The 25,165-nt window shown below is 39.0% G+C and carries 18 protein-coding genes; all 18 read left to right on the top strand.

What is annotated here, in order from left to right:
* Positions 1 to 84 precede the first annotated feature (84 nt).
* The 18 genes from HMPREF0659_RS09245 to HMPREF0659_RS09155 all read left to right on the top strand — a co-directional run bounded on the left by HMPREF0659_RS09245 (position 85) and on the right by HMPREF0659_RS09155 (position 25,116).
* Positions 85 to 378 (top strand): HU family DNA-binding protein, encoded by a 294-nt coding sequence (locus HMPREF0659_RS09245; protein ID WP_004359441.1) that lies wholly within the window; start codon positions 85 to 87, stop codon positions 376 to 378.
* Entirely contained in the window at positions 371 to 1,738 is a 1,368-nt protein-coding gene (locus HMPREF0659_RS09240; protein ID WP_013265843.1) for an HU family DNA-binding protein, read from the top strand. The genes HMPREF0659_RS09245 and HMPREF0659_RS09240 overlap by 8 nt, the downstream gene beginning before the upstream one ends.
* 190 nt (positions 1,739 to 1,928) lie before the next feature.
* Positions 1,929 to 2,924: an AAA family ATPase gene (locus tag HMPREF0659_RS09235; RefSeq protein ID WP_013265043.1), complete on the top strand. Its 996-nt coding sequence runs from the start codon at positions 1,929 to 1,931 to the stop codon at positions 2,922 to 2,924.
* Positions 2,925 to 2,974: 50 nt separating this feature from the next.
* Positions 2,975 to 3,847 carry a DUF58 domain-containing protein gene (locus HMPREF0659_RS09230; RefSeq protein WP_013265108.1) on the top strand — a complete coding sequence of 291 codons (873 nt, stop codon included), beginning with the start codon at positions 2,975 to 2,977 and terminating at the stop codon, positions 3,845 to 3,847.
* Positions 3,844 to 4,878, top strand: coding sequence for a hypothetical protein (locus HMPREF0659_RS09225; RefSeq protein ID WP_013265433.1), 1,035 nt, complete (start codon positions 3,844 to 3,846; stop codon positions 4,876 to 4,878). The genes HMPREF0659_RS09230 and HMPREF0659_RS09225 overlap by 4 nt, the downstream gene beginning before the upstream one ends.
* A gap of 19 nt (positions 4,879 to 4,897) precedes the next feature.
* A complete protein-coding gene (locus HMPREF0659_RS09220; RefSeq protein ID WP_013265036.1) occupies positions 4,898 to 5,854 on the top strand; it encodes a vWA domain-containing protein in 957 nt (318 codons plus the stop codon).
* Positions 5,855 to 5,910: 56 nt separating this feature from the next.
* On the top strand, positions 5,911 to 6,906 hold the full coding sequence (locus tag HMPREF0659_RS09215) for a VWA domain-containing protein (RefSeq protein WP_013265899.1): 996 nt from the start codon (positions 5,911 to 5,913) through the stop codon (positions 6,904 to 6,906).
* Between the two features lie 5 nt (positions 6,907 to 6,911).
* A complete protein-coding gene (locus HMPREF0659_RS09210) occupies positions 6,912 to 7,604 on the top strand; it encodes a tetratricopeptide repeat protein (protein ID WP_044046188.1) in 693 nt (230 codons plus the stop codon).
* 10 nt (positions 7,605 to 7,614) lie between these two features.
* A complete protein-coding gene (locus HMPREF0659_RS09205; protein WP_044046064.1) occupies positions 7,615 to 10,167 on the top strand; it encodes a BatD family protein in 2,553 nt (850 codons plus the stop codon).
* 39 nt (positions 10,168 to 10,206) lie between these two features.
* On the top strand, positions 10,207 to 10,902 hold the full coding sequence (locus HMPREF0659_RS09200; RefSeq protein ID WP_013265163.1) for a phosphatase PAP2 family protein: 696 nt from the start codon (positions 10,207 to 10,209) through the stop codon (positions 10,900 to 10,902).
* A 9-nt stretch (positions 10,903 to 10,911) separates the two neighbouring features.
* Positions 10,912 to 12,183 (top strand): S-adenosylmethionine:tRNA ribosyltransferase-isomerase, encoded by a 1,272-nt coding sequence (locus HMPREF0659_RS09195; protein WP_013265504.1) that lies wholly within the window; start codon positions 10,912 to 10,914, stop codon positions 12,181 to 12,183.
* A gap of 132 nt (positions 12,184 to 12,315) precedes the next feature.
* A complete protein-coding gene (locus HMPREF0659_RS09190) occupies positions 12,316 to 13,536 on the top strand; it encodes a DUF2027 domain-containing protein (protein WP_013265271.1) in 1,221 nt (406 codons plus the stop codon).
* Positions 13,537 to 13,550: 14 nt separating this feature from the next.
* Positions 13,551 to 15,521 carry an NAD(+) synthase gene (locus tag HMPREF0659_RS09185; RefSeq protein ID WP_013265157.1) on the top strand — a complete coding sequence of 657 codons (1,971 nt, stop codon included), beginning with the start codon at positions 13,551 to 13,553 and terminating at the stop codon, positions 15,519 to 15,521.
* Positions 15,518 to 16,030, top strand: a complete 513-nt coding sequence (locus HMPREF0659_RS09180) for a hypothetical protein (protein ID WP_013265672.1) — start codon at positions 15,518 to 15,520, stop codon at positions 16,028 to 16,030. The genes HMPREF0659_RS09185 and HMPREF0659_RS09180 overlap by 4 nt, the downstream gene beginning before the upstream one ends.
* Before the next feature lie 932 nt (positions 16,031 to 16,962).
* On the top strand, positions 16,963 to 19,719 hold the full coding sequence (locus HMPREF0659_RS09170) for a hypothetical protein (RefSeq protein WP_013265572.1): 2,757 nt from the start codon (positions 16,963 to 16,965) through the stop codon (positions 19,717 to 19,719).
* A gap of 196 nt (positions 19,720 to 19,915) precedes the next feature.
* Positions 19,916 to 22,495, top strand: a complete 2,580-nt coding sequence (gyrA, locus tag HMPREF0659_RS09165) for a DNA gyrase subunit A (protein ID WP_013265051.1) — start codon at positions 19,916 to 19,918, stop codon at positions 22,493 to 22,495.
* A 163-nt stretch (positions 22,496 to 22,658) separates the two neighbouring features.
* Complete coding sequence (locus HMPREF0659_RS09160) at positions 22,659 to 23,921, top strand: tetratricopeptide repeat protein (protein WP_013265160.1); 1,263 nt, start codon at positions 22,659 to 22,661, stop codon at positions 23,919 to 23,921.
* 82 nt (positions 23,922 to 24,003) lie between these two features.
* Positions 24,004 to 25,116: a tetratricopeptide repeat protein gene (locus HMPREF0659_RS09155; protein ID WP_013265360.1), complete on the top strand. Its 1,113-nt coding sequence runs from the start codon at positions 24,004 to 24,006 to the stop codon at positions 25,114 to 25,116.
* Positions 25,117 to 25,165 lie beyond the last annotated feature (49 nt).

Below are 25,165 nucleotides of genomic sequence, written 5' to 3'. Positions count from 1 at the left end.
TTTGTAGTTCATAATATTGAATTTATAAACTAAGAGTTAATTTGATTATAGATTCTGAATTTTTGAATAAAAGGAGAAAACAGAATGAATAATAAAGAATTCATTGCAGCATTAGCAGCAAGAACTGGATATACACAGGATGAAAGCCAAAAGATGGTGAAAACTGTTGTAGATATGATGGGTAAGTCCTTCGAAACAGGCGATCCTGTGCCAGTTATTGGTTTCGGAACGTTTGAAGTTAAAAAGCGTTTGGAACGTGTTATGGTTAATCCTTCAACAGGTTTGCGTATGCTGGTTCCTCCAAAGTTGGTTCTTAACTTCAAACCTGCAGCAACAATCAAAGGACATGTAAGAAAGGGAGGACAAGACAATGGCTAAGAGTGCAATACAATTAATTACAAGTGCATTGGCTAAACAGCATAATCTGTCGGCTGATGATGCGGCAGCTTTTGTTGATGCCTTTTTTGACATTATAAGTTCTGAATTAAAAAACGGTAATCAAGTAAAGATTAAAGGACTTGGAACCTTTAAGGTTCAAGCTGTTAAACCACGTGAGAGTGTTAACGTTAATACTGGTGAACGTGTACTTATTGAAGGTCATGACAAGATCAGTTTCACTCCAGATACAGTGATGAAGGAACTTGTGAACAAACCTTTCTCACAATTTGAAACTGTCGTTATCAATGATGGTGTTGACACAGAGGAGTTAGAACGTATTCCTGCTGAAGATAGTTCTGATGAGGTAAAATCAGAACTTGTTGATGATGCCACAACAAAAAATACTTCTGAAGAAAAACTACTTGTCGAGGAGGAAAGAACAGAAGTAGAAGATACAAAGGATGAAACTAATAATATTAGTTCTGTAAAAGGGGGTGCGGAAATAGAGACAGAAGATAATCTCAATGAAAAGAACTTACCGATTGATGTTATAGAAGAGCCTACTACAGAAGAAAATGAGGCTATCTTTGATTCAGAAGAAAAACCTTCTAATCTTGAAGAAAAGAAAGAGGAAAAACAGGAGGTTACTAAAGAGGTAGATTCTAAGGTCGATTCAATTGTTGAGTCAAAGGATGACGCTATAGTTGAACCAAAGGTTGAGGAGGAAACTATAGAGGTTGAAGTTAAGTCTGTACAATCTGTTTCTAATACATCAGAAGATCGAGAAGAGTCTTCAAATGAGAATAATATTGATAAAAAAGAATTACCAAATAGTTCTGAACCAACTCATATTCTTGACGACGAAGACACTGATGTAGAAAGTTCAGAGAATGGTATACTAAAGAAGGTTGCATTGGTTGCATTTATTGTAATCATATGTCTTGGTATTTTTCTTTGGGCACGAATGAGTAGCACAAACTCAAAGAAGAAGACGAAAGAAGTAGCAGAGCAAGTAAATACTTCAGAAGATCATTCTTCCCTTGGCACACAGACTGTCTCTGCAGATACAACATCTGTAACTAAAGTTCATAAAACACCTGAAAAGAAAGAGACAGCTAAAGTTGATTCTTTTATGCCTTTAAATAGTGACCCTCGTATCCGTTATGGTGCTTATAATATTATAGGCATTGATCGCATTGTTGTGTTGAAGAAAGGTGAGACTATGGAGAAGTATAGCCGAAAGACACTTGGTGCTGATATGGTTGGGTATTTTCAAGTTCTTAATGGTCGTAAGACAATGCAAGCTGGTGACACTATGAAAGTTCCAAAGGTTGAATTAAGACCAGAGTATAGAAAGTAAGTATTTTAAATATAATAAAGCAGTATTTGTTTTATACAGCTGTAATCTTGTAGAAAAAAGTCCTTAAAAGAAGTTTTAAGGACTTTTTTAATATAATTTAGACACTATTCTTCGCTTCATCCGCATTTATGTTGTACTTTTGCGACTAATAGAATAAGAATATAATAGTACAATAATAATTTGTAAGATAATGGCAGAATCTATTGATATTAGAGAGTTGAACGAGCGGATAGAAAGTCAGAGTTCATTTGTAACCAACCTTACAACAGGTATGAATCAGGTTATCGTTGGTCAAAGACATCTGATAGACTCACTACTTATTTCGTTACTCAGTGATGGTCATATTCTTCTTGAGGGTGTTCCTGGCTTGGCAAAAACACTTGCTATCAAGACTCTATCACAGCTTGTTGATGCACGTTATAGTCGTATTCAGTTTACTCCAGACCTTTTGCCAGCTGACGTTATTGGTACACAGATTTATTCTCAGAAGGATGAAGCCTTTCACGTAAAGAAAGGTCCTGTATTTGCTAATTTTGTACTCGCTGATGAAATCAATCGTGCTCCAGCAAAGGTTCAGAGTGCATTGTTAGAAGCTATGCAGGAGCATCAAGTAACAATAGGAGACTCTACTTTTACACTTCCTGATCCATTCCTCGTATTGGCTACTCAGAATCCGATAGAGCAGGAGGGTACTTATATGCTTCCTGAAGCACAGGTAGACCGATTCATGCTGAAGGTTGTTATTTATTATCCTACATTAGAGGAGGAGAAACTTGTTATTCGCGAGAATCTTCAAGAGAGTATGCCTGTTGTGCATCCTGTTATTACAGCGAATGAGATTCTTGAGGCACGTCGTGTAGTTAAGGATGTATATATTGATGATAAAATCATGCAATATATTGCTGATATCGTTTTTGCGACACGTTACCCAGAGCGCTATCAATTGCCAGAATTGAAGCAAATGATAACATTTGGTGGAAGTCCACGTGCAAGTATCAATCTTGCAAAAGCAAGTCGTGCCTATGCTTTCATCAAGCATCGTGGTTATGTTGTCCCTGAAGATGTACGCGCAGTTGCACATGATGTTTTGCGTCATAGAATTGGTTTGTCTTACGAGGCAGAAGCAACTGATCTTACAACAGAGAAGATTATTAGTGAGATTATCAACAAAGTACAGGTGCCTTAATCTTCAATTATATTCTTAGAAGAATTTAAGAAGCATTATTATCATTTTCTATGGATACTACTGAATTACTAAAGAAAGTCCGAAAGATTGAAATCAAGACTTTAGGACTGAGCCAGAATATCTTTGCAGGGCAGTATCATTCTGCCTTTAAAGGGCGTGGTATGGCTTTTTCTGAAGTACGCGAGTATCAGTATGGTGATGATGTCAGAGATATTGATTGGAATGTGACAGGACGTTTTCATCGTCCATACGTTAAGGTTTTTGAAGAAGAACGTGAGTTGACAGTGATGCTGCTAATAGATGTCAGTGGCTCGCTTGATTTTGGTACTTCTGGCCAGTTAAAACGCGAGTGTGCTACGGAGATAGCCGCTACTTTAGCATTCTCTGCTATTCAAAATAATGATAAGATTGGTGTTATATTTTTCTCAGATTATATAGAGAAGTATATTGCTCCAAAGAAAGGACGTAAGCATATTCTTTATCTTATTAGAGAGATGCTTACTTTTACTCCGAATAGCAAGAGAACAGATGTTGGTGTAAGTCTTGAATACCTTAACAAGGTAATGAAGCGTCATTGTACAGCCTTTGTAATCAGTGATTTCTATACTCGTAAGGATTTCAGTCAAGAATTACGAATAGCTAATAAAAAACATGATGTTGTTGCCATTCAAATTTATGACCCTCGAGCAAAAGAAATGCCTGATGTGGGTCTAATGAAGGTTGTTGATGCGGAGACAGGGCATGAGATGTATATTGATACTCATGATGCTCGTTTACGAAAAGTACATAATAAATATTGGGAGGAGCGTGAGATACGATTACATGAGATGTTAACTCAGAGTCATGTAGATAGTGTGGCTATTGCAACGGATGACGACTATGTAAAGATGTTGATGACGTTGTTTTCAAAGAGAAACCGATGAGAAAATATATTGTTATATTTATATTGCTTATCCTGGCAGTTGTAAGCCATGCACAAGTACAGGTAACGGCAAGTGTGGATTCTACCAAAATATTGATAGGTGGACGTTCACACTATTTCATTACTGTATATGCACCTAAAGGGACAAAGATTTCTTTTCCAGAATTTAATAATAAAAAAGAGATAGTGTCAGATGTTGAAGTACTTAGTGCTAAGTCTGACACAGCAGATGCAAATAGTAAGGTAAGAATAAGACGAATATATACCATTACTGCATGGGATGCTAAGCGTTATACTATTCCTGCACAGAAAGTTATTGTAGGTGGTGCGACTAAGATGACAGGTAATGTTACTCTGGATGTCCAGGCTGTTCCTGTCGATACAGTGAAAAGTACTCCTATGCCACCAGATGATATTCAAAAGGTTCCTTTTTCATGGGGTGAATGGGTTCCTGTAATTTTAGTAATTGTACTTGCACTTATACTCATCTGTTTTGTTTTCTATCTTTATAGAATTCTTTGCCATAAGCAAAATGGTAGGGCATTAAAGAAAACACGTGCACTATCTTACTATGAGCAAGCAAAACATGACCTTTCTGAGATAGCTGCAAATAAGATGTTGTATGCAGAACAGAAAGCTTATTATACAGATGTTACAAACGTTCTCAGAAAATATATCTCACAGCGTTATAATATCAACGCATTGGAAATGACTTCTCATGAGATATTAGAAAGTATGAAGGATGTTTGTGATGTTTCTGAATTAAAAGTAGTATTCAACACAGCAGACCTTGTAAAATTCGCTAAATATTCAACAGATGCGAATGACATGACTTATTATCTTGAAAGTATTGTTCATTTTATAGATAGTACAAAGGTTGAAGAAACAAAAGAAGTTGTTGAAGAACCAAAAGAAAACATAAGTGATACTCGTTCACGTAAGATAATAAAGCTCGCTATAGGATTGCTATTAGTGACATCCGTAGCTTTGCTTATTTACGCAGCATTTGAAGCCTATGCGCTTTTGATGTAATATAAATAGAATTATAGAAATGGAATTTGCCAATAGTGGATATCTCCTTTTACTGCTCTTGTTGATACCGTATCTATTATGGTATTTCTTTCGTGGTAAAGGTAAAGAACCAACCATGAGGATGAGCGATACATTTGCTTATCAGCATGCTCCCAAAAGTTGGAAGGTGAAATTGATTCATCTCCCTATGGCTTTGCGTTGTATAGTTTACGCATTAGTAGTCATTGTTTTGGCACGTCCACAAACTTATAATGCCTGGGATAATAAAGATACTGAGGGTATTGACATCATGTTGACAATGGACATTTCTGCAAGTATGTTAACAGAAGATGTTTTTCCCAATCGTATGGAAGTTGCAAAGGAAGTTGCTTCTGAATTTATCAGTAGTCGTCCAAGTGACAATATAGGACTTACTATCTTTGCAGGTGAAGCTTTTACACAGTGCCCAATGACGCTTGATCATGCAGCCCTGTTGAATCTTCTTCATAATGTTCGTACGGATTTAGTCACAAATGGATTAATGCAAGATGGTACCGCTATCGGTCTGGGATTAGCAAACTCTGTTAGTCGCTTAAAAGATTCTAAAGCTAAGAGTAAGGTTGTTATTCTGTTAACCGATGGTAGTAATAATGTTGGTTCTATTTCTCCAATGACAGCTGCTACCATAGCAAAGAAATTTGGTATCAGAGTTTATACAATCGGCTTAGGTAGAGAGACAGGGGAAGATATTGGTGCCATCGATTATAAGACATTGCAAGATATTGCAGTATTAACGAATGGTGAATTCTATAGAGCACAAAGCCAGGCTGAGTTATCAAAAATCTACCAAGATATTGATAAACTTGAAAAGACAAAGATGAATATTAAGTCGTATGACCATCTACATGATGCTTACATGCCTTTTGCTTGGTTGGCTTTATTGCTCTTTTGCTTTGAGTTAATTCTTCGTTGGACAGTCTTCAAACGATTGCCATAATATTATCTCTTAGCGATACAAATAAGATTTGCTTGTTTAACAAGATTAGTTGAAGAATGTTTAGATTTGATAATCCCATATATCTGTGGTTATTATTACTGATACCCTTATCAGTAATCATCTACTTGTACTCCATTCGTAAGCATAAGCAACGATTGGCGAAGTTTGGGAATCCATTACTTATACACCAGCTTTCTCCTATGACAAGTAAGAGAAGAGGTTGGATTAAATTTGTGTTGGTAGAACTGGTATTATTACTCCTTATACTTATTATCGCTCGTCCTCAGGTTGGAAGTAGAATTGCTACAAACAAGGAGCGTGAAGGCATAGAAACCATAATTGCACTTGATATTAGTAATTCAATGCTGGCAGAAGACGTTGCTCCTTCACGTTTAGAGAAGAGCAAATTGCTTGTTGAAAATTTGATGAATAAGTTTAGTGAAGACAAAATAGGATTGATTGTCTTTGCGGGAGATGCTTTTGTTCAATTACCTATAACAAGTGATTATGTTTCAGCTAAAATGTTTTTAGATAATATCAATCCTTCTTTAATTGGTACACAAGGAACAGATATTGGCAAGGCACTTCAACTTTCTATGAATAGTTTTACACCTAACTCTAAGGTCGGGAAGGCTATTATCTTAATTACGGATGGTGAAGATAATGAAGGTGGTGCTGAAGAAATGGCAAAACAGGCACAAAGCAAGGGGATAAGAGTTTTTATTTTAGGTGTTGGCTCTACAGAGGGTGCAACAATTCCAATGCCTGATGGCAGTGAATTGAAAACATCTAACGGTGAAGTTGTGAAGACTCGTCTTAACGAAGAAATGTGTAAACAGATTGCAACTGCAGGACATGGTGTTTATCTACATGTTACAAATAGCAGTATGGCTGACGCTGTCTTAGGCAGAGAACTTAATAAATTGCAGAAAGGTAAAATTAACAATGTTGTTTACAGCGACTTTGATGAACAATTTCAGGCATTAGCATTGCTTGTTGTCATTCTGCTAATTATAGATGTCTTATTACTTGAAAGAAAAAGACGTTGGTAAAAGGTATGGTAAAACGACTTTATATCATAATATGTATGTTGTTAGTGTTTGTCGGGAGTAATGCACAAACAGCTAATCAACTCATAAGAGAGGGAAATAAGCTTTTCTCTTCAAAAAACTATGCACAGGCGGAAATTCTTTATCATAAAGCTATTGATAAAGATGGTAGCAATGCGATTGCTAATTATAATTTGGGTAGATGCCTACAAGCACAAAAAAAGAATGAGGAAGCAAAGAAATTGTATGATAATGCTGCAAAGTTAGAAAAAGACCCAGTTCGTCTCTCAAGCAGTTATAATAATCTTGGTACAATCTTTCAAGATGAGCAAAATTATGAAAAGGCTATAGAGGCTTATAAGAGTGCTTTACGTAGTAATCCAAATCATAAGAATGCTCGCTATAACCTTGAGTTATGTAAACGTAAATTGAAACAGCAACAAAATCAGCAATCATCTGATAAAAATAAATCTGATAAGGATAAAGAAAAGAAAAAGAAGCAACCTCAAAATCAGAATCAAAATAAAAACAATCAAAAAAATAATCAGAAGAATAAACAACCGAAAGACAACCAAGGCATGAGCAAAGATAATGCTGAGCAACTTCTCAATGCTGTTAAACAGCAAGAGAAAGAAACTCAAGAGCGTCTATCAAAGGTTATGCGCCAACCTTCTGATAAAAAACTTGATAAAAACTGGTAATATTGAAAATATGAAACGATATATAATTTTATTTCTGTCACTAATGAGTGTTTGTGTTTTACAAGCACAACGTGTTCGGGTGGCTGCACCAAAACAAGTGACAGTGGGCGAGGAGTTTCAGGTTGAATACGTCGTATACACCCAAGATGTTCGTAGATTTCAATTGGGAAGATTATCAAGTGGACTTGAGAAAGTGTTTGGTCCTGCAACTTCTTCGCAATCAAATTATCAATTCATTGATGGGCATGCAAGTAGTTCATCTTCTGTTTCATTTACATACGTCTTTATAGCAACTAAAAAAGGAAATGTAAATATTGGTCCTGCTCATATTTTTGTGAATGATCAGGAACTTGCATCAACGCCAGTAAAAATTTTAGCTACTACAGGTTCTCATAGTGCTACAAATGGTGGATATTATGATTCACGTACAGACTCTCGTGCTGCTGCAGCAAAGATTACAGCTAACGATTTGTTTATCAAGGTAAGTGCTAATAAGACTACTGTTTATGAACAGGAGCCTGTTTTACTGACATACAAGGTCTACACAACAAAGAACTTACGCCAACTTATTGGTAAGATGCCCGACTTGGTTGGTTTTCATGTGCAAGAAGTTGACTTGCCACAACAAAAAACTTTCCATAAAGAGCGTATTGGTAAGCGTTTATATAATTGTGTTACATGGAGCCAGTATGTAATGTATCCACAAATGACAGGTACTTTACAGGTTCCACCATTGACTTTTCATGGTATCATACAAGAATCTAATGGCTTTAATCCATTTGAAGCTTTTGGCATTGATGGTGGTAGTACAAATTTTAAGAAAGACATTGTAGCACCAGGATTAGCTGTTAAGGTTTTACCTTTACCTAATCGTCCTACGGATTTTTCTGGTGGTGTTGGTCATTTTAATCTTTCTGCACAATTAAATAAAAAAGAAGTAAAGGCTGGTAATCCTATTACGATTCGTGTTGTTGTTAGTGGAGTAGGAAATCTGAAGTTGATAAAGAAACCTATCATTCAGATTCCTAAGGGCTTTGAGTCATTTGATATTAAAACAACTGATAAGACCCAGTTGACAACAAAGGGTGCAGAGGGTAACATGGTTTATGATCAGGTCGTTATTCCTCATCAGGAAGGACTTGTAGCCATACCTCCAGTAAAGTTCTGCTACTATGACTTAGCGCAGAAGAAATATGTAACACTGCAGACAGAACCGATGGAGTTAAAAGTATCAAGAGGTGACGGCTCTTCAAAAGATATTCTTTCTGTTGATTTACCAAATGAAGACATTTTACCATTGAAGATAGGCGACAGTTCACTTGATAAAGTTGGCAACTTCTTCTTTGGTTCTGTGACATACTATATAATTCTTCTTTTACTATTGGGAGTAGGGGGTGCATTATCATTCTACTATCGTGATCGCTTTGCGCATCGTGTGGATATGGTATTAAAACGTGGAAAAAATGCCAATCGTGTTGCTTCCAGTCGTTTACATGCTGCAGAACTTTTAATGCTGAAGAATAAAAATCTCGATTTCTATGATGAGGTTTTGAAGACATTATGGGGTTATGCAAGTGATAAGCTCAACCTGCCTGTAGAGTCATTATCACGTGATAATATTAGAGAGCAGTTTAGTAAAATCAATGTTCCATTCGAAGTGATTGATAACTACATTTCTGCTATTGACGAATGTGAATATGAGCGCTATGCTCCTGGTGACGAGAAAGGTAATATGAAACGAACACTTGATGCAGCAATGAAAGCTATAGCAGATATGGAAGAGACTGTAAAGAAATTGAAGCCTTCAAGCAAGAAGACTTTCAGCTTCTTCTTCCTTATCATATGCATGTCTATTTTCTCTTTGCAGTTGTCAGCACAAACAAAGGCTGATGTTGACAAGCTATATCAAAAAGGGAATTACATGCAAGCCGTTAAAGGTTATGAGAAACTATTAAAGCAGGGCGAATCTGCTGCTTTATATTATAATCTTGGCAATAGCTACTATCGCCTTGATAACATCCCACATGCCGTGTTATCATATGAGCGTGCACAGCGTCTTGCTCCAAGCGATGAGGATATTCGTTTCAACCTTCAGTTGGCACAATCAAAGACAATTGACAATTTGACGCCAGAGCCAGAAATGTTTTTTATAACATGGTATAAGGCATTAGTTAATTATCTTAGTGTTGACATGTGGGCAATTCTCAGTCTTGTTTGTCTATTTATTTCGATTTTAGCGCTTGTTGTTTACTTGTTTGTTGACATTGAGTTCCTTAGGAAGTTGTCAAAGGTAGTATTGCCTGTCTTTTTCTTCCTTTTCATTATTAACACATTCTTTGCCATACAACAGGTTTATTTGTTAGACTCAGAATCACATGGTATTATCATGACACCATCAGCCGTTGTAAGAAAGACGCCTGATCAGAAGTCTGCTGAAGCATTTATCCTTCATGAAGGTTCAAAAGTCAGAATTACCGATAATAGTATGAGCCAGTGGACGGAAATCAAGTTGAGTGATGGTCGTCAAGGTTGGATTAAGGCTGAGAATGTAGAAGCTATATAAATGACAACCTGACAGAAAGTTTCTTATAGAATCCAAACAATGAATTTAGACGTATTTAGAGAACTTGATAAATCAATTTTACTCGCTTTCAATGGAGGCGATAACCTTTTTATTGATTATTTTGTTCTTACAGTGACCAATGCTTTTACATGGATTCCTCTTTATGCGTCTTTGCTTTATTTGGTTATAAAGAATAATGAGAACTGGCAAAAGATAATACTTGTTATTGGAACTGTGGCATTGGGGCTTCTTATCGTAAATGGTTTAAATCTTGGTATTGTTAAGCCACTTGTAGCCCGACCACGTCCTCTCAATAATCCAGACTTACAGGGAATTGTTGTGGCTGTAAACCATTATATGGCTGATGGTTATAGCTTTTTCTCGTCACATACTGCTAATGCCTTTGTGATAGCAGTATTCTTCTGTTTATTGGTACGTGACCGTATCTTTTCTATCTTAATGATTGCATGGAGCATTATGGTATCCCTAACACGTCCATATCTTGGTGTTCATTATCCTTCTGACGTATTTGTTGGAATGATATTTGGCTCAAGCGTCGCTGTTTTCATTTATTTTTTATACCTTCGCATTTATATTCGTTTTAGTGACAAATTACACTATATTTCGACAAAATATACGCGAACAGGTTACAGCTTTGCAGATATAGACGTTGTTATTAGTGTACTTATATTGTCATTTATTTATGCGGCTTTTCGGGCCGTCTTATCAATATAAAATAAAGTTATGTCTGAAGATACAAAACATATTAGCATTTCTGATTACAACTATCCACTCCCTGATGAGCGCATCGCCAAATTTCCGTTGACAGAGCGCGACCATAGTAAGCTGTTGCTTTATAAGCATGGTGATGTATCGGAGGACATTTTTTATAATCTTCCTGAATATTTGCCTAAGGGTGCGTTGATGGTTTTCAATAATACGAAAGTCATTCAAGCACGTATGCACTTCCGCAAGGAGACGGGAGCACTCATAGAGGTGTTTCTTATGGAACCAGCACAGCCAACAGATTATGAATTGATGTTTCAAACAAATCATGAGTGTGCATGGCTTTGTATGGTTGGCAACCTTAAGAAGTGGAAGGAAGGTGCACTAAAGCGTGCATTTGAAATCAAAGGGCAGAAGCTGACACTCACCGCGACAATGGACCGCAGTAAGGTTCAAGAGCAAGCTGGTGGAACTAATCACTGGATTCAATTTGAGTGGGATAATACAAACATATCATTTGCTGAGATTCTTGAAGCCGTAGGTGAATTGCCTATTCCTCCATATCTTAACCGTGCTACAGAGGAAAGTGATAAAGAAACTTATCAAACCGTATATTCAAAGATTAAAGGTTCAGTGGCAGCGCCTACAGCTGGACTTCACTTTACCGATAAAGTACTGAAAGCCTTGGATGAACATGGTGTTGATCGTGAGGAACTTACACTTCATGTGGGAGCCGGAACTTTCAAACCAGTGAAGAGTCAGGAGATTGAGGGTCATAATATGCACACGGAGTTTGTTGTTGTTCGTCGTCAGACCTTAGAGAAACTTCTAAAGCATAATTGCCATGCTGTTGCTGTAGGAACAACAAGTGTTAGAACACTGGAAAGCCTTTATTATATGGGTGTTAAGTTGGTGTTGTCTCCAGAAACGGCAGAGAAAGACCTTCATGTCAATCAATGGGAACCATATGACTTACCACATAATGAAGAAGGATTGGTAGTAGTGAATGGTAAGGTGATAACTGCGGAGGATTCTATTCGTCATTTGCTTGCCTATTTGGATAAAGACGGATTAAATGTGTTACATTCAAGTACCCAGATTATCATTGCTCCAGGTTATACTTATAAGATAGTCAAGGCACTCGTAACTAATTTTCATCAACCACAATCAACGTTGTTGCTCTTAGTAAGTGCTTTTTTAAAGGGCGATTGGCGTAAGGTTTATGATTATGCCCTCAGCCATGACTTCCGTTTCCTTAGCTATGGAGATTCTTCATTATTGATACCATAGTATTATTCCCTCAGCGTGAGGATTTATAAAACTTATTTATTATAAGTAGACTTGGTATTTAAAAGAGGGAGGAAATGCAGCTAATTGATAAGATATTGGTTGTATTCTTTATAAACATTAAGAAGAAAAAAAATGAAAATAGGTGATAAAGTTAGATTTTTAAGCTCTACTGGTGGTGGAGTCATTGCAGGTTTCAAAGGTAAAATTGTTTTGGTTGAAGACGAAGATGGTTTTCAGATTCCAACAGTAGCCAGTGAGGTTGTTGTTGTTGAAGATGCCGCTACTGACCGTGCAAAACTGCGTATCGACCAGCAGCAACGTAAGATGGAGAAAGGCGAGGATACTCGCAGTATCAAGCAACGTCTGACCGCTACAGGCGCTGAAGAAGAGGAAGTAGGGGAGGATTGGCGTGATGTTGATGCAGACATAGAACCGCATGATGACCCTTCCGTTAATTTTGAAGCTCCAGTGAGAGAACGTGTTGGTGGTGATGAATTGTCTATTTACCTTGCTTTCACACCTACCGATATAAAGAACCTCACGACTACGCACTTCAAGTCTTATCTTGTCAACGATTCAAATAATTATGTTCATTTCTCCTACTCTTTAAAGCAGGAAGATAAGTGGGTATTGAAGGCTGTTGGCGAATTGGAACCAAATATGAAGTTGCTGATAGAGGACTTCACGCTTGCCGACCTCAACGATATGTTGCAGGGATGTGTTCAACTTCACAGTTATAAGAAGGATAAGCCTTTCGCACTCAAGCCTACTTGTGATCTTCAGGTAAAGATTGATGCCGTGAAGTTCTATAAGCTCAATACTTTCCACGAAAGTGTCTTCTTCGAGCAGCCAGCATTGATATACACGTTGATTGAGAAGGATAAGCCTGCCCAGCACCCGATGTTGGAACCTTTGACAAGAAAGGCAGAGGACGAAGCTACTGAGAAGCTAAAGGTGGGATATTCTTCCCCAAGCCGTCTGTCAGAAGAAGAGATTGACAAGAAGACGGAGGAACTTGCCAAGCGTTATAAGTTTGAGCGTAAGAAGCCAGCTAAACAGATTCTTAGCGATGACAAAATTATCATAGACCTTCATGCTGACGAATTGCTTGAGACAACAGCGGGTATGACAGCGGCAGATATTCTTGAATATCAATTAGATGTCTTCCGTCGTACGCTCGAACAATATAAGGCGCATCGTGGCAAGAAACTCATCTTCATTCATGGGAAGGGCGAAGGCGTATTGCGCCATGCAATCATTCATGAACTTAATTATAAATACAAACATTATTCTTACCAAGATGCTTCTTTCCGTGAATACGGCTACGGAGCTACTCAGGTAACAATTAAATAATTTTTTCATTCAATATGAAACACGGACTTATAAAGGTGGCTGCAGCTATTCCTGCAGTGAAGGTTGCAGATACAAAGTTCAACCTTATAGAAACAGAAAAGCAGATTGCTATTGCAGAAGGTCAGGGTGTAGAGATTATCGTTTTCCCAGAGCTTTCAATAACGGGTTACACCTGTCAGGACCTTTTCCAGCAGCAACTTCTTCTTGACGATACTGAGCAGGCTGTCATCGAGCTGCTCGAATTTACTCGCCAATTAGATATCACCGTCATTGTCGGTGCACCTGTAGCTGTGGGAGCATTGCTCCTTAATTGCGCATTGGTCATTCAACAAGGAAAACTCTTAGGCATCGTAGCAAAGACCTTCCTACCTAACTACAGCGAGTTCTATGAGAAACGATGGTTTGCATCTTCACAAGACTTGCGTCCACAGCACATTCGCTTTGCAGGGAATAATATTCGAGTGACACCAGAGTTGCAGATTTTCCGCACATCTGAGGGGGCTACCTTTGCCATAGAAATCTGTGAGGATGTATGGGCACCAACACCACCGAGCAATCATCTTGCCTTGGCAGGTGCGGAGATTATCTTCAATCTTTCTACCAGCGACGAACTCATCGGAAAGCACACTTACTTGAAGTCACTGCTTGCCCAGCAAAGCGCACGCACTATCAGCGGGTACGTTTATAGTAGTAGTGGCTTTGGTGAGAGTACGCAGGATGTTGTCTTTGGCGGAAATGCATTGATTTTTGAGAATGGCTCACTTGTTAAGCAGTCAGAGCGTTTTCAGCTTGACCCACAGTTAGTTATATCTGAAATTGATATTGAAAATTTACGTAGCGAACGTCGTACCAATAGTACCTTTGTCAACGCGCAACGTCCTGTTGCGTCAGGATTAGCTGGTGTTACTGGTCAGATTGATGAACTCGCCTTGCACGTAGATTGCTTGCCACCGCTCAAGCCTATGCGTGAGTTTACGCTGACACGCGAGTTCGACCAGCATCCTTTTATTCCTAAGACAGAGAATATGCAGGAGGCTTGCGATGAAATCTATAATATTCAGGTGAGTGGATTGGCAAAGAGGTTGGTACATACTAATTGCAAATCAGCAATTATTGGTATTAGCGGTGGACTTGATTCCACCCTTGCCCTCCTTGTCGTTGTCAAGACCTTTGATAAGCTTGGACTTGATCGTAAGGGAATTGTAGGCGTTACCATGCCAGGGTTCGGAACAACAGGACGAACCTATAAGAATGCTATGGCACTCATGGAGCGTCTTGGTATCACGATTCGTGAGATTGATATTAAAGCCTCTGTTTTGCAGCATTTTAAGGATATTGGTCATGCCCCAGAGGTACACGATTCTACTTATGAGAACGCACAAGCTCGTGAGCGTACGCAGATTTTGATGGATTTGAGTAATCAGATGAACGGACTTGTCATTGGTACGGGCGACCTTAGCGAACTTGCCTTGGGATGGTGTACCTATAATGGCGACCACATGAGTATGTATGCCGTGAATGCAGGTGTGCCAAAGACGCTGACGCAATATCTTGTGCGTTATGCTGCTGACACAACTAAGGATGAAAATGTACGTAAGACATTGATAGACATCGTGGAAACTCCAATCTCACCAGAGCTAAAACCTGCTGATGATAAGGGAGAAATTGCACAGAAGACAGAAGACCTTGTTGGTCCTTACGAGCTTCACGATTTCTTCCTCTATTATGTTCTTCGCTGCGGTTTCCGCCCTTCAAAAATCTATTGGATGGCGCAGAATGCCTTTCGTGGTGTTTACCCCGACAGCGTCATTCTTCATTGGATGCGCATCTTCTTCCGTAGGTTCTTCTCTCAGCAATTCAAACGTTCATGCTTGCCAGACGGACCAAAGGTGGGCAGCGTGAGCCTTTCGCCACGTGGCGACTGGAGAATGCCTTCTGATGCAATGTCAACCAACTGGCTAAACGAGTTGGAAGGACTGTCATGAAGCGAATAATCTTTCAACTTATTTTCCTACTGATTCCTCTGTGCACACCTGCGCAGGGGAATCTTCCTTTACTTCCATTGCCTGTGCTTGAATTATTGCAATATCAGGTGCAGAAAGGGAAGCGGGCGGTTGCACCTTATCTTTTCAGTAAGTATGGACTCAGACGAATTCCGACAGAGTTAGTAGCTGATGACACACGTCAGTTGTGGGGGTGGCACGTCGGTCCTAATGCTGACTTCGACCAATCAAAACAACCTTTCTACAGGCTCTTTGCAAAGAAGGATAATTCAAGCCTTGCTGTCATTGACGATAGGGGAGGAGCGTTGCAAATCGTCTTTTGGGACAAGGGATATTATCATACATTGGCGTCTGGTCTTCGGGCGCATGGCTACCAGCTGCAGCATGTGAAGCCTGCGACTAATGTTCTTCGTTTTCAGCGTGAGGGCAGCTCTGTGATTGCTGACATAACAGTGTGGGCAGATATGTATGTCTTAGAGCTTCATAGCTGATAACGACTTGTTTTCTACTTTCTTCTCTTGTTTTTCATTTTGATGATACAAAGATAAGTTTTAATTTCTAAGATTGCAAGAAAAGTAAGTGTTATAAAATGTTATTTCGGTTATAATATGCTATTAGTCAGTATTTTACAAAATGATTAGCAGTTATCGCATAGGCTGATAACAATACGCTCATTATTTATTTTTTTTCGCATAGAGGTTCTCTCTAAGCTTCTTTGATGCCATATCTATACGATGCAGATGCGCCTTTTATGGTGAATAGATAGGCTAAAAACTTCATTTTATTTCTTGTATAAGACGTTAAGATCTAACTTTTTACAATAGTGAGAGTGAGAATAATATTTCTGTTTTGATTGATAATCAGTAACATAACTTCTTTGTTACTTTCCTCCGATTACAAAATTACAAATTACAAATTACATTAAGGACCATCAGACTTTTCGTATGGTGCCGAATAGGTAAAAAATGATAGTTTTATAATGAATAAAATAATAATTTATAATATAAATATTTTTATTATTATATATAATAAATATATTATATATAATAATAAATTTTTGTTCCTTAGCTGCTGGCAGACATACCCCCACGACCTTAATGTAATTTGTAATTTGTAATTTGTAATTTTGAGAACTGATAATACAACCATAAATTGTCCGTATACATAAGGGAGGATACTTGCTCAATAAAAGATAACTCATGATATATCAAAAAGTTAGACTTAAAATAACATTTTTTAAAGTAATAGATTCTTGGAATCACAAAGATTTGTTCGTAACTTTACACGTATATAAAAGAAACTTCTACATAGAAATCTACTTACATCTTCCTTGCTTTTTTATCAGATATTCTTTATCTTTGCATGCACCATTTGACATTGGACAATCTTTATCAAAAATAAATCTATTTCTAAAAAGCATCTTATGAGAAACGGACTACTTTTGTTGTTAATGTTATTATTTTGCTGCAGTAATGTACATGCAAAAGATGACGCAATCCCTGTTCAAGGTAGAGTACTTGACAACATGACAGGGGAAGGAATACCAGGGGCAAAAGTTTACTTGATGACATCAGACAGTGTGGTCATTGATAGTATGATTACCTATCCTGCAGAGGCTGGAGAAGATGTGGGATTCTACCGCTTTGAACACTTGACAAAAGTCGGGAATTACATCGTACGTGCAAGTGCTGAGGGGTATGAGGACGGCTATATGCACTGTGTGTTGAGGAGTAAGCGTGAGTTTTTTGTATCTGTAAAGCCTATACGATTGGCAAAGGCGCACGAATTGGCAGAAGTGACCGTAAAGGCTACAAAGGTTAAGATGGTTGTTGCGGGCGATACGATTGTTTATAATGCTGATGCTTTCAACCTTGCAGAGGGGAGCATGCTCGATGCACTAATCAGCAAGTTGCCAGGCGCACGACTGACCAAAGATGGGCAAATATTCGTCAATGGCAAGTATATCCAAAGCCTTTTAGTCAACGGACGAGAGTTTTTCAGTGGGAATCCTAAGTTGGCACTGGAGAATCTACCTGCCTATACGGTTAATAAAATCAAAGTTTTTAACAAGTCGGGAGCAGCTTCAAAGTTGGCAGGACGTGATATGGGCGACAAGAACTATGTGATGGATGTAAAGCTGAAGAAGGAGTATGCCGTAGGCTATATGGGTAACATTGAGGCGGGTGTGGGCTCGAAAAACAGATACAAGCTACGTGGCTTAGCCATAAAGTTCTCTGACAAAGAACGCATCGGAATATTTGCCAATAGCAACAACCTTAACGACAATCAGCGAGCGGCACTCAATGGCGAGTGGAGTCCACAAGATGTAGGGAGTGGATTGCAGACGACTAAAACGGTTGGTGCTCAATATATGCGCTTTTTAGGAAATGAATTTTCTTGGTTCGACCTTAGTAGCCTTTGGAATCATACAAATACTGATGACGAATCTCTCTCTTCAAAACAAACGTTTTTATATGGTGGAGACTCTTATCAGCATAGCAGGTATAAGTCGTTAGGAAGCTCTGATAATTGGACAGCGGGTAGCAATTTATGCATCCAAAAAGACGAATATTATACGATTAATAATCTTTCCTTTTCCTATGCCCATAGCCATGGCCTGAACAACAGCAATATCGAGACGTCTGACAATCAATCGTTGCTTAACCGTATGTTGTCGGCAAATAGCCTTGAATCGAGGAATGTTGATTTTAATCTTCAAAATAGAAATGGTATCAGCATTATTGCTGATATGATTAGGTGGAATTTTGGAATCAATTATAACCGTAACACGCAAAAGACCTTTTCTCTACAGGATTTGACCTATCTACAGCATAGCCTTCCACGTGATTATCGTAATCAATATATAAACCGCCTTAATCAAAACCTTAAGTTATCAGCTGGTATCAGTTATAATTGGGCTTTTAGAAATATCAGCTTGCAACCTGAGTATAATTACGCATATTCTTATATAAAAACGGATAATCCACTCTATCGTCTTGATAAGATTTCTGGACGTGATAGTAGTTTGTTCGATAGATTGCCCTCTGCCACAAGCATCTTGGCTACAGTCCTTGATAATGGGAATACATATCACTTTACTGAGTATCAAAATAGTCATCAATTTAACTTCTGCTATAGAGACTTGCATAGTAAACTCTTGAAGTGTGAGATAAGTGTCAATCTGCCTGTTCGTATAGCTCATGCCAACCTTTATTATCAACGTATGGGACGACACGATGTGTCTCGGCAGAGTATATTCTTTGAACCTAATATATGGTTGAGGGGTAACGCATGGGAGATAAAAGCTAAGATGAATTCTGAATTACCTGACCTTACAACGATGGTTAATTATCGTGACGATAGCAATCCTATGAATATTATATTAGGCAATACGCAGCTTCGTAATATTCATTATTATGACATAGAAGGTGGTAAGACATTTGAGGGAAAGAAACATAGTCGGCTTAACATTAATACGGGTTATCATCAGACGGATAATGCTGTGGCTTATAGTCTTGTATTTGATAAACAAACAGGTGTTTCAACCGTTCAGCCCATTAGCGTAAATGGTAATTATCGCATGGATTTAGGAATAGGATATACTCGTCCGCTGGATAAAAAAGAGAAATTAAGTATTGATAATCAAGCATCTTTTAACTATAATCATAACGTTGACATGGCAATGGTACAAGGGGCTACACAAAGTCAACGAAGTATTGTAAATAACTGGAAAATAAGTGATGTCTTGAAACTTAATTATCGTCCCGATGATAACTATGAGTTCACACTTCATGGCGGAGGTACATATTATCTTATCAAGAGCCAGCGTGAGGGATTTAATAATATTCATGCAGGAGATTATAATATAGGTGTGAATGTGCAGGTAGCTTTGCCTTGGAAACTACAATTAACAACCGACCTAACAATGTTTGCTCGCCGTGGTTATCAGCTCTCAGAGATGAATACTACTGACTGGATATGGAATACACAACTTAGTCGCAGTTTCATAAATAAGAAACTTTTAGTTAAGTTGCAAGGCTTTGACATACTCCGTCAGCTCTCTAATACTCAATACTTAATGAACGCACAAGGAAGAACGGAAACATGGAATAATAGTATTCCACGATATATGATGTTATCCTTGTCATGGCGATTTAATGTAAATCCTAAAAAGAAATAAACGCTTCAAAATAATAGGTCTTGATAACATTTTTTCGTTATAAGCCCTTTGTGGTATCAAAAAATATTCGTATCTTTACACCTTGAAAAAGTACGAAAACGGCTCAGAAAGGAAATAAAGGCTATTGTGGGCAATTTTAGCCTTATGGGGATGAGCTCGTTAAAGTGATAGAAATTTATAACAGAAAAAATATATAATGGACGAAAATCAGACAATTGATCAGGACAGAATTATGAAGATCAACATCGAGGAGGAGATGAAAAGCTCCTACATCGACTACTCAATGTCGGTGATTGTGGCACGTGCCCTCCCTGATGTTCGTGACGGTTTTAAGCCTGTTCACCGCCGTATCCTCTTCGGTATGCGTGGTATCGGTAACTTTAGCAACCAGCCTTACAAGAAGTGTGCCCGCGTTGTCGGTGAGGTACTTGGTAAGTATCACCCACATGGTGACTCTTCTGTTTACGGTGCGCTTGTGCGTATGGGACAGGACTGGAATATGCGCTACAAGTTGGTTGATGGACAGGGTAACTTTGGTTCTGTCGATGGTGACTCTGCTGCTGCGATGCGTTATACGGAGTGCCGCCTCTCAAAGATGGGTGAGCACGTTATGGACGATATCGAGAAGGATACGGTTGACATGGTCAACAACTTCGACGATACGTTGCGCGAACCAGCTGTAATGCCTACAAAGATTCCTAACCTGCTTGTAAATGGTGGTAATGGTATCGCTGTGGGTATGGCAACGAATATCCCTACACATAATCTTGGCGAAGTTATTGATGGATGTTGTGCTTATATTGACAATCCAGAGATTTCTACTGATGGATTAATGGAATTTATCCCAGCTCCAGACTTCCCAACAGGTGCATATATTTATGGTCTTCAAGGTGTTAAAGATGCCTATGAGACTGGTCGTGGCCGTGTCGTAATGCGTGCTAAGGCTGAGATTGAGAGCGATGAGAACCACGATAAGATTGTTGTGACAGAGATTCCTTACGGAGTTAATAAGCAGCAACTTATTGAATATATTGCTGACCTCGTGAAGGAAGGAAAGTTGGAGGGTATCTCTAATGTCAATGACGAAACAGGCCGTCAGGGTATGCGTATCGTTGTTGATGTGAAGCGTGATGCCAATGCAAACGTCATTCTGAATAAGCTTTTCAAGATGACAGCATTGCAGAGTTCTTTCTCTGTAAACTGTATCGCATTGGTAGCGGGTCGTCCACGTCTGTTGAGCCTTCGTGAGTGCATTAAATACTTCGTTGAGCATCGTCACGATGTCACTATCCGCCGTGCACAATTTGACTTGAAGAAAGCACAGGAACGTGCACATATCTTAGAGGCACTGATTAAGGCTTGCGACAATATTGATGAGGTTGTACGTATTATTCGTGCCAGCAAGACACCTTCAGATGCCCAAAGAAACCTTGAGAAGCGTTTTGAATTCGATGAGCTTCAATCAAGAGCTATCGTTGATATGCGTTTGTCACAGCTTACGGGTCTGCGTCTTGACCAGTTGCATCAGGAGTTTGAGGAATTGATGCAAACCATCAAGGACTTGCAGGAAATTCTTAATAACCCTGAGCGTTGTAAGGAAGTGATGAAAGAAGAGTTGCAGGAGGTTAAGGAGAAGTATGGCGATGTTCGTCGTACAGAGATTATCCCTGATGAGCATGAGTTTAATGCTGAGGACTTCTATCCTAATGACCCTGTTGTTATTACTATTAGTCACCTTGGTTATATTAAGCGCACTCCGCTTGCAGACTTTAAGGAGCAGGCTCGTGGTGGAGTAGGTTCTAAGGGTGCTCGTACACGTGAGAAGGACTTCACCGAATATATCTATCCAGCAACAATGCACCAGACAATGCTGTTCTTTACTCGTAAGGGACGCTGCTACTGGATGAAGTGTTATGATATCCCTGAGGGCGATAAGAACTCAAAGGGCCGTGCTATTCAGAATATGCTTTCACTTGAGCCGGGTGATTCTGTTAACGCATTCTTGCGTATTCAGGGCTTGGATGATGACGACTTCCTCGATTCTCACTATGTAGTATTTGCAACAAAGCAGGGTATCGTTAAGAAGACTTCACTCCGTGCTTACTCACGTCCTCGTACCAATGGTGTGATTGCTATTAACATCAATGAGGGAGATGAGGTTGTAGACGTTCGTCTGACAAACGGCCATAACGAACTTATCATCGCTGACCGCAATGGTCGTGCTTGTCGCTTCGATGAGTCAAATATCCGTACTATGGGGCGTGTGTCTACAGGTGTACGTGGTATGCGTTTGGACGAAGATGGTCAGGACGAAGTTGTTGGTATGATTGTTGTTAATGACCCTGTTAACGAGACGGTTATGGTAGTATCTGAGGAGGGTTATGGAAAGCGCTCACAGGTAGAGGACTATCGATTAACTAATCGTGGCGGTAAGGGTGTTAAGACGCTGAATATCACGGATAAGACTGGTAAACTTGTTGCTATCAAGAACGTTACGGATGATAACGACTTGATGATTATCAACAAGAGCGGTATTGTTATCCGTATGTCAGTTGCCGAATGCCGTGTAATGGGTCGAGCAACACAAGGTGTGCGCCTAATAAACCTCGCTAAGAAGAATGATGTCATCGCATCTGTATGTAAGGTGATGAGCTCTGAGATGGAATCACAGGTTGAGGATGATAGTCGTGAAGACCTCCCAAACACTGATGAGGATATTAAGGGAGAGGCATCATCAGTAGATAATACAGAGGTGACACCTGTTGATTTCGAGTAAACGAGTTAACGAGTGGACGAGTGAACAAGTTGACGAGTTGCTTGTTTCAAATCTCATAGAAACAACGGTAATCATAATTATGAATTTTGAATTCTGAATTAAGAATTAACATAGAATTCTGAATTAACATAGAATTATAAACCTTTTAATAAAGATCACTAATATGAAGAAGTTAATGTTCGCAGCATTGATGTTACTCAGTACATCTGCTGCATTCGCTGGTGACAGCGAGCCACTGAAGGCAATCCTTAAGGCACAGAGCTACGCAGAGGCTGCTGAGCTCATTAAGGCTAACCTCGGCCAGCTTACAGACAATGCTGAGAAGGCAAAGGCTTATGACAAGCTCTATCAACTTGCTATGAAAAAGGTAAGTGCAGAGCAGGGTGTTCAGCTTGAGAACCAGACTAACCAGCAAATGGGTAAGGAAGGTAACAAAGCTGTTGATGAGAAAGGTCTCTACGAGGCTGTAGGTCAGGCTTTCGATGCTGCTGAGGAGATTGTTAAGTATGACAATATGCCTAACGCAAAGGGTAAGGTTAAGCCTAAGTATACAGGTATTGCTGATGAGCTCTATCCACTCCGTGGTCAGCTTATTAATGGTGGTATCTTCTATCAGGGTGCTAAGGATGATGCAAATGCTTATAAGTATCTTGCTCGTTACGTAGACTCTGCTGATGAGCCAATGTTCTCAAAGTTTGATAAGTCTAAGGATGAAAACTTGAATGAGATTGCTTACTTCGCAACTTATTATGCTTATCAGAATAAGGACTACAAAAAGGCTGAGAAATATGCTGAATACGCTGTAAAGAGTAAGGACCGTGGTAAGGATGCAAAGCAGTTGCAGTTGGCTATTATGGGTGCACAGCTTAATAGTCGCCAAGACTCTGTAGCTTATGCAGATAAGCTCGCTGGTATCTATGCTCAAGATCCTGATAATGATGCCGTATTGACAACTTTGACATCTATCTATAGCTCACTTGGTATGCAGAACAAGGCAGAGGAAATCGTAAACGCTGCCCTTGCAAAGAACCCTAACAGCTACGGTGCGTTGGTAATGCTTGGTCAGTTCGCAAGCCAGAAGAAGGAATACGAGAAGGCTGCTGACTACCTTTCTAAGGCATTGGCATTGGCAAAGGATGATAATGCAAAGATTGCTATCAATGCATCTATTGGTCAGTGCTGGTTCTACAAGGCACAGGACCGTGTAGCAGCTGTGAAGGGTGTATTGTCACCAGCTGCACGTGCTCAGTTCAACGATGTTTACAATAAGGCAATTTCATACCTCGAGACAGCTAAGAATCTCGATGTTATGAAAGAGCATAAGAGCTCATGGGCGTATCCACTTTACGGTTGCTACTATTTCGTAAAGGGTGCACAAGCTCCTGAGACATTGGAAGCTGCAGCTATTGCTGGCGTTCAGCAGTAAATAGTTTTTAATATTCCCCTCTTATATGAATTATTAGGTTAAATCATATAAGAGGGGATTTTGTGTTACTAAAATATAGCCGATGAAAAGAGTACTAATACTGATTATTTCTATTTTTACAAGTTGGAATATCGCAGAGGCACAAGAAGCATATCAGCAGGCAGAGTCTTTTAATCGCCTTGCAAAAGAAGCTTTCACCCGTGTAGAGAAACTTTCGAATAGGGATTCTGTAGCCATTTTCAATGCTGTTGTTGATGGTGTGGAATATTCATTGAAAAGTGATGAATTTGACAGAATGCCTAATCGAAAGGGGAAAGTTAACCCAAGATTTGAGGAGGAGAACAAGAATCGTCTTGCAGTTCTGCATCCAATGTTGATAGATGCTGGTAAGTATTTTACCAAAGGAAGTTATACGAGAAATGAAGGACTTGATGCCTTACAATTATATCTAAAAGCTCGTAAATCTCCATTGGTAAAGGATAATATCGATGAGTCAGGTGTTGCTGCTTATTACATTGCTTATTATTATTTAAAAGCTCACAACTTAGAGAAAGCTGATGAATATGCTGATATTGCTATGCAATACGATGAAACGGCACAGGCAGCAGCAGAAATTAAAGCTCAGTGTATGCACAGTAAGATGGTGACAGAGGAAGACTCTTTGCGTTATCTTTCTGTAATACAACGACTTTATCGTACTGACCCTACTAATGAGACTTATTTCTCATGGATTATGAAGTTCTATCAGAATCCTACACGTAAGTTTAATATTGAAGACTTTATTGATAGAATCCTTGAAGAGAATACAAATTCAGCAGTGCCATGGATTCTTAAAGGTGAAATTGCCATGCATGCTGAACGTTGGGAAGAAGCTATAGATGCTTACAAGCAAGCTGATGAAATAGACCCAAGTAGCATTCCTGTAGCCTATAATATTGGTGTATGTCTGAATACTGTTGGATTGGCTGAACGTGAGGCTGTTGCTGAACGAAGAAAGAAAAAGGAAGACGTATCAGATAATGAGTATATGAAATATTTTGCAGAAGCACGTACTTATCTTGAACGTGTGAGAGCAAAAGACCCTCGTAGGAATAGAGTAGATTGGGTAGGTCCTCTCTATTTAGATTATACAATATTGAATGATAAAATAAAGGCTGAAGAACTTGAACCTCTTGTAACAAATTTTAAAAAGTGAAATTTATAAAGTTATTTTTGATATATATCTGCTTGCTCTTTTCCCTTAC

Source organism: Prevotella melaninogenica ATCC 25845 (assembly GCF_000144405.1).
Lineage (GTDB): Bacteria > Bacteroidota > Bacteroidia > Bacteroidales > Bacteroidaceae > Prevotella > Prevotella melaninogenica.
Note: the sequence above shows the minus strand (reverse complement) of the source record. Positions and strands in the feature narration are given on the sequence as shown.

Bases quoted from the DNA above. Each gene is read 5' to 3' on its own strand.
- HMPREF0659_RS09245 (WP_004359441.1), top strand. From the start codon at position 85: ATGAATAATAAAGAATTCATTGCAGCATTAGCAGCAAGAACTGGATAT.
- HMPREF0659_RS09240 (WP_013265843.1), top strand. From the start codon at position 371: ATGGCTAAGAGTGCAATACAATTAATTACAAGTGCATTGGCTAAACAG.
- HMPREF0659_RS09235 (WP_013265043.1), top strand. From the start codon at position 1,929: ATGGCAGAATCTATTGATATTAGAGAGTTGAACGAGCGGATAGAAAGT.
- HMPREF0659_RS09230 (WP_013265108.1), top strand. From the start codon at position 2,975: ATGGATACTACTGAATTACTAAAGAAAGTCCGAAAGATTGAAATCAAG.
- HMPREF0659_RS09225 (WP_013265433.1), top strand. From the start codon at position 3,844: ATGAGAAAATATATTGTTATATTTATATTGCTTATCCTGGCAGTTGTA.
- HMPREF0659_RS09220 (WP_013265036.1), top strand. From the start codon at position 4,898: ATGGAATTTGCCAATAGTGGATATCTCCTTTTACTGCTCTTGTTGATA.
- HMPREF0659_RS09215 (WP_013265899.1), top strand. From the start codon at position 5,911: ATGTTTAGATTTGATAATCCCATATATCTGTGGTTATTATTACTGATA.
- HMPREF0659_RS09210 (WP_044046188.1), top strand. From the start codon at position 6,912: ATGGTAAAACGACTTTATATCATAATATGTATGTTGTTAGTGTTTGTC.
- HMPREF0659_RS09205 (WP_044046064.1), top strand. From the start codon at position 7,615: ATGAAACGATATATAATTTTATTTCTGTCACTAATGAGTGTTTGTGTT.
- HMPREF0659_RS09200 (WP_013265163.1), top strand. From the start codon at position 10,207: ATGAATTTAGACGTATTTAGAGAACTTGATAAATCAATTTTACTCGCT.
- HMPREF0659_RS09195 (WP_013265504.1), top strand. From the start codon at position 10,912: ATGTCTGAAGATACAAAACATATTAGCATTTCTGATTACAACTATCCA.
- HMPREF0659_RS09190 (WP_013265271.1), top strand. From the start codon at position 12,316: ATGAAAATAGGTGATAAAGTTAGATTTTTAAGCTCTACTGGTGGTGGA.
- HMPREF0659_RS09185 (WP_013265157.1), top strand. From the start codon at position 13,551: ATGAAACACGGACTTATAAAGGTGGCTGCAGCTATTCCTGCAGTGAAG.
- HMPREF0659_RS09180 (WP_013265672.1), top strand. From the start codon at position 15,518: ATGAAGCGAATAATCTTTCAACTTATTTTCCTACTGATTCCTCTGTGC.
- HMPREF0659_RS09170 (WP_013265572.1), top strand. From the start codon at position 16,963: ATGAGAAACGGACTACTTTTGTTGTTAATGTTATTATTTTGCTGCAGT.
- gyrA (WP_013265051.1), top strand. From the start codon at position 19,916: ATGGACGAAAATCAGACAATTGATCAGGACAGAATTATGAAGATCAAC.
- HMPREF0659_RS09160 (WP_013265160.1), top strand. From the start codon at position 22,659: ATGAAGAAGTTAATGTTCGCAGCATTGATGTTACTCAGTACATCTGCT.
- HMPREF0659_RS09155 (WP_013265360.1), top strand. From the start codon at position 24,004: ATGAAAAGAGTACTAATACTGATTATTTCTATTTTTACAAGTTGGAAT.